Origin of the sequence: Enterococcus sp. 125944 (genome assembly GCF_051909435.1) — a bacterium.
GTDB classification, from domain to species: domain Bacteria; phylum Bacillota; class Bacilli; order Lactobacillales; family Enterococcaceae; genus Enterococcus_D; species Enterococcus_D gallinarum.
On sequence record NZ_JBQASY010000043.1, the window covers coordinates 1 to 5076 of the forward strand.

Sequence of the window (5076 nt, forward strand, 5' to 3'; positions counted from 1 at the left end):
TCTAAACGAAATAATATTCCTAGAAAATCACTGGATTATCGAACACCTTTGGAAGTATTTTTGAGTTACGTAAGTATTGATGATCTGTCTAACTTAATTTGACAATTAAGATAAAGAAAACCAGATTTAAAAAAGGAGGAAGCAAAATGTCCACTATTACTATAGGTTTAATCATGTTCGTTGCACTTGAATTTCTATTTATCATGTATTTGGAAACTTTTGCGACTACTTCAAAGAGAACGCAACGGGTTTTCAATTTATCAAAAGAAGAATTAGAACGCCCTTCACTGAATACATTGTTCAAAAATCAAGGAATCTATAATGGGTTAATCGGCATCGGCTTGCTCTATAGCGTGTTTCTTTCCGCTTCTCCTGTCGAATTGAGTCGCCTGCTTTTGATTTATATCATTTTAGTTGCTCTGTATGGAAGCATCACTAGTGACAAAAAAATTATATTGACACAAGGCGGCTTAGCAATCCTTGCATTGATAGCAACTTTTTTCTGATTTTTGAAAGATAATCAAAATGACCTCTCACAGTTATGTGTTCCATTAAATGATGGAACCGTTGCTAGTGAGAGGTTTTTTGTTGATTTCATTTGTTAAATGAGAGGACAAGTTTGCACTTGTCGTAAAAAATGATAGGATAAAGCTAACGATACAAACCTAAAAGAATCGGACTTTTACTCAGCGGTTTTCTGGACGTAAACTGGTGGCTGCGAAAAGCGCTTTGACTAATATTGGTGTCAGGATCACTGCTGTGATCACTTCAGAAACGCCGTTAGTCACTGCAATAGCTCCTAATGTGACAAACAAAGCGGAAGCATCAACACCATAGGTAGTTGCCACCAAACTAGTGTACAGGGTTCCCATCAACGTTAACACGAGAACCGTGTTGGTAAGGGTACCAAAGATGGCTGCAACAATAGAAGCAAGGACGACTTTCTTTGTTTTACGATAGAGCCAAGTAAACAATATACCAGCGACGAGACCTACTAAGACCCTTGGCAGGACTGAGATGATCGGATTAGTGAATACTGTGATATCCAAAGGGGTCGTAGGGGAAGTGAATGCCCGAATAATCGTGAAAATCCCCCAAACCAAGCCGATAAACATCCCATCTCTCGTTCCTAAAACAATGGCAGCAACAATGACCGTGATATGAATGATCGTCAGACTAGTGATGCCGATAGGAATAAAGCCAAGGAAAGGTACCATAGTTTGTAAGATAATGATTGCGGTTAGAATTGCACGGATCACTAAACGATACGTTTTATTTTTTGTGTTCATGAGAAAACACCCTTTCTTATAGAATGACACTCGTGTCATTTTTATGTTAGGATGATTATACAATAAAATGACACAGGTGTCATTAATAAAGTGAGGTGGAAGCATGAAAAAGCCGATCGAAGAAAAAAAACGGCAAAAACGAGAAGCGATTTTGGAAAGTGCCAAAGTAGTATTCAGCAAGAAAGGATTGATCGATGCAACGATGCAAGACATCATCGAAGAATGCGGCATTAGTCGCGGCGGGATCTATCTGTACTTTCAATCGGTGGATGCGATTTTCTTAGAAGTGCTGCAACAACGTTCGCAACGACGGTTTAATGAAGTTCGAGCAATGATCAAAGCGAATGCTTCTTTCGAGACTATCTTGACGAAATATTTTGAGGATCATAAATACCGATTGCTTCATAGCATATCCGACAGCATGCTGCGAGCGACGTATGAGTATTATTATACGCATAAGTCAGTTGAGACGAGTTCGTTGCAGCAAACGCAGTTGACTGAGACGAAACGCACGATCCAAGAGATTTTTCAAGTTGGAGTTGCGCAAGGCGTGATTGCCGATCGGAATCTGGAAGCAATCGCAGAGAACTATATGTTTGTTATAGAAGGTCTGGGTATTTTAGCTTTGACGGGTCATATTCAAGAAGAACAAATCGATCATCAAATTCAAGTGATGCGAACACTGTTGCCGTATCAATAAAAGTTTTTAGAAGCTGTGATAGAAGATAATACAAAAAATGGAGAAATAGCCTTTCTCAAGTTCGATTGAGATCGAACGATCTCTGGACTTTTTTGTAGTGAATTCTTTTGTTACGGCTTTTTTCTACGGCTTTTTTTCTACGGCTTTGTAATCTTTTTGAAATCAAGAACGGTTTGTATCTTACAGATACTGCTTGATTTCATAAACTCACCAACTTAGATGTCTTTTCGAAAAGTGATCATAATGGAAGGTTGAGTGTTTTTTAAGAAACTATCGAGAATTAAAAAACAATTGATTTCACTTGTAATGAAAATGTAAACGGGAAATCAATTGGGTTGTGAATAGGAGTATGTTAAAATGATAAATGTCAAATAAATGTAATTTGATGATCAAAATTGACGAATTGGAGGAGAAAATGAAAAAGAAACTTGCATCATCTTTGTGCATTTGTGCAATAGCGCTGACAAGTCCTGTCATCCCAACCGCCGTGTTCGCCGATGATTACGATCAATTGATTCAGCAAAAAAATAACGAAGTAGCTGAATTGAAACAACAGCATCAATCGGTGCAGACACAAATAGATCAGTTAACAAATGAAGTGTCTGACATCAATGAACAAGCAGCTGAATTAATCGCTCAGCAGAAAAAACTAGGGAATGAAATCAATGATTTAGAAAAAGAAGTGACTGATTTGGAAGCACGGATCGAGAAACGACAAGTAGCGATCCAGAATCAAGCACGAGACACTCAAGTCAATGGGAAAAGTGATCGCTTTATTTCCGTGCTTTTGGATTCCGAATCTTTCGGTGACTTTGTTCAGCGGTTCCACGGAATGACGACGATCGTCAATGCCAATAATCAGATGATCCAACAGCAACAAGCGGACCAAGCAGCTGTTAAGACAAAGAAAAATGAAGCAGAAACCAAAATGGCGGAAATGCAGCAAATGCAAGGCCAGCTGGAAGCCCAAAAAGGGAAGCTGGCGTCCAAGCAAGCAGATCTGAATGTCTTGCAGACAAACCTTTCTTTACGGCAAGCAAATAAAGAAAGTGAAAAGGAAGCATTGCTCGCTCAAAAAGAAGCCTATGAGGCAGAACAAACTCGAATAAGAGAAGAATCAGAGCGGGTCGCAGCAAGACAGCAGGCAGCAGCTGAAGATCAGCTCATACCAACGACTACCGAGTCTTCTGAAAATTCTTCGATTTCTGAAGCTGATTCTTCTGAAACCGAACGTTCTGCTCAAGGAGAATCCACTGATGTTCAAGGGGATATCCAAGAAACACCAACAAATAATGAAATAAGCCCCGTAACTACTCCAGATTCTTCTTCGACGGCAGCAAGTACGGAAAGCAGCAGAAATCCTGCTCCTAGCTCTAAGCCTGCACCGCCGACACCATCTGCGCCAATTGGGAACGTTGGAGCTGCGATCGTAGCAGAAGCTTACCATCATCTCAATAAGCCGTATGTCTGGGGAGCAAAAGGACCAGATAGTTTTGACTGTTCAGGATTTACCCGTTATGTCTATTTACAAGTAACCGGAAAAGATATCGGTGGCTGGACAGTACCGCAAGAAACTCCTGGTACAATGATTTCTGTTAGTCAAGCGCAAGCTGGTGACTTACTGTTTTGGGGTGCTGCCGGCAGTACCCACCATGTAGCCATCTCTTTAGGAGGCAACCAGTACATTCATGCCCCTCGTCCAGGACAGACAGTTTCTGTGGGGAATACAGCGTACTACACTCCGAGCTTTGCAGTTAGAGTCAATTAATTATTTTATCTTTATAAACACTTGATCCAGTGGACTGATTCTCATTGAACCCAATGGGCAGAAAGAATCAGTGCTAGTAGAAGGAGAGAAAAATGAAAAGCAGAAAACAGATCCGCAAAGAGTTGCAACGGCAAAAACGCAGTCAATTGTACCGAAAAGGAGCTGCTACCACTACCGCTCTCGTTAGTTCGCTGAATTTAGTACCGGTTAGTGTGCTCGCAACTTCTGTTGAAGAATCGAATGACACAGGTGTACAAGTGGTTGAACAGCCTACGGTAGCTTCGTCGGATGATACAGCCGATTTACACGATTTAGTAAATGAATCACAAGCGAGTCAAGCAACAACCACCGAGGATACTGGAACCGAAAAATCGTTGACTGAGGACACAGATTCCACAGTATCATCAAGTGAGTCAGCAACCAGCGAGTCTTCAGAAGAACCTCTAGGAACGGAGCCTGCCAGTGACGCTGATTCTGCAGAATCGACAAGTGAGATCCCAATGTTGTCAGAGGCAGAGCGAATTGCATTAGAAACAAAGATTATGCCTAATATCGATCGTGTGATGGCAAGATCTAATACACAACAAGCCTTCATCCAGCAAGTAGGACCAATGGCGCAACAAGTAGCAAGTGTCAACGATCTTTATGCCTCCGTCATGATAGCACAAGCGATCCTTGAATCAGGATGGGGACAATCCACACTTACGACGCAAGCAAACAATATGTTTGGGATCAAAGGTTCATACAATGGTCAATATGTTGAGATGCGAACAATGGAAGATGATGGCAACGGCAATCTTTATGAGATCGTTGCAAAATTCCGCAAATATCCGTCTTTAAAGGAATCATTTGAAGATAATGCCCATGTCTTAAAAACGACTTCTTTTTCACCAGGCGTTTATTTTTACAGTGGGGCTTGGAAATCCAATACCTCTTCCTATCGTGATGCCACACAATGGCTTCAAGGAAGGTATGCGACAGATACGACTTATGCCGGCAAGCTGAATAATTTGATCGAAACCTACAATTTGACACAATTTGATTCCGCGACCGGTGGCGGCAGCGGGAATGGCAACAACACCAATAATTCAGAACAAACGATCAATAAGCAATTCAAGACCATGGCAGCGCTGAATATTCGTTCAGATGCTTCAACCAGTGCCAGTGTAGTGGGGTCATTAGCCAATAATACGACCTTCAAAGCAGTAGCCCAAAAACAAGGAACCAGTGTTAATGGCAACAGTACTTGGTATCGGGTGGAAGGCAAAGGCTGGGTCAGCGCCGCGTATGTGACGGAAGTAGGATCCAACAATAACAGC

General features: G+C 41.4%; 5 protein-coding genes and 1 pseudogene. 5 read left to right on the forward strand and 1 reads right to left on the reverse strand.

Translation table 11 applies throughout. From position 1 onward, the window contains the following. Positions 1 to 102: pseudogene (locus ACTFWY_RS17480) on the forward strand (IS30 family transposase); the annotation flags it as partial. Positions 103 to 146: 44 nt separating this feature from the next. Next, complete coding sequence (locus ACTFWY_RS17485; RefSeq protein WP_005470923.1) at positions 147 to 506, forward strand: DUF1304 domain-containing protein; 360 nt, start codon at positions 147 to 149, stop codon at positions 504 to 506. Between the two features lie 180 nt (positions 507 to 686). Here the strand turns inward: ACTFWY_RS17485 and ACTFWY_RS17490 are convergent, their stop codons facing one another. Beyond that, positions 687 to 1289, reverse strand: coding sequence for an ECF transporter S component (locus ACTFWY_RS17490; RefSeq protein WP_081131455.1), 603 nt, complete (start codon positions 1287 to 1289; stop codon positions 687 to 689). A gap of 103 nt (positions 1290 to 1392) precedes the next feature. Here ACTFWY_RS17490 and ACTFWY_RS17495 point away from each other — a divergent pair, with 103 nt between their 5' ends. The 3 genes from ACTFWY_RS17495 to ACTFWY_RS17505 form a co-directional block, all read left to right on the forward strand. Then, positions 1393 to 1989, forward strand: a complete 597-nt coding sequence (locus tag ACTFWY_RS17495; RefSeq protein WP_003126028.1) for a TetR/AcrR family transcriptional regulator — start codon at positions 1393 to 1395, stop codon at positions 1987 to 1989. A gap of 415 nt (positions 1990 to 2404) precedes the next feature. Beyond that, positions 2405 to 3757: a C40 family peptidase gene (locus ACTFWY_RS17500; protein WP_439926672.1), complete on the forward strand. Its 1353-nt coding sequence runs from the start codon at positions 2405 to 2407 to the stop codon at positions 3755 to 3757. Between the two features lie 92 nt (positions 3758 to 3849). Beyond that, on the forward strand, positions 3850 to 5076 hold a 1227-nt coding region (locus ACTFWY_RS17505; protein WP_439948533.1), incomplete at its 3' end, for a glucosaminidase domain-containing protein.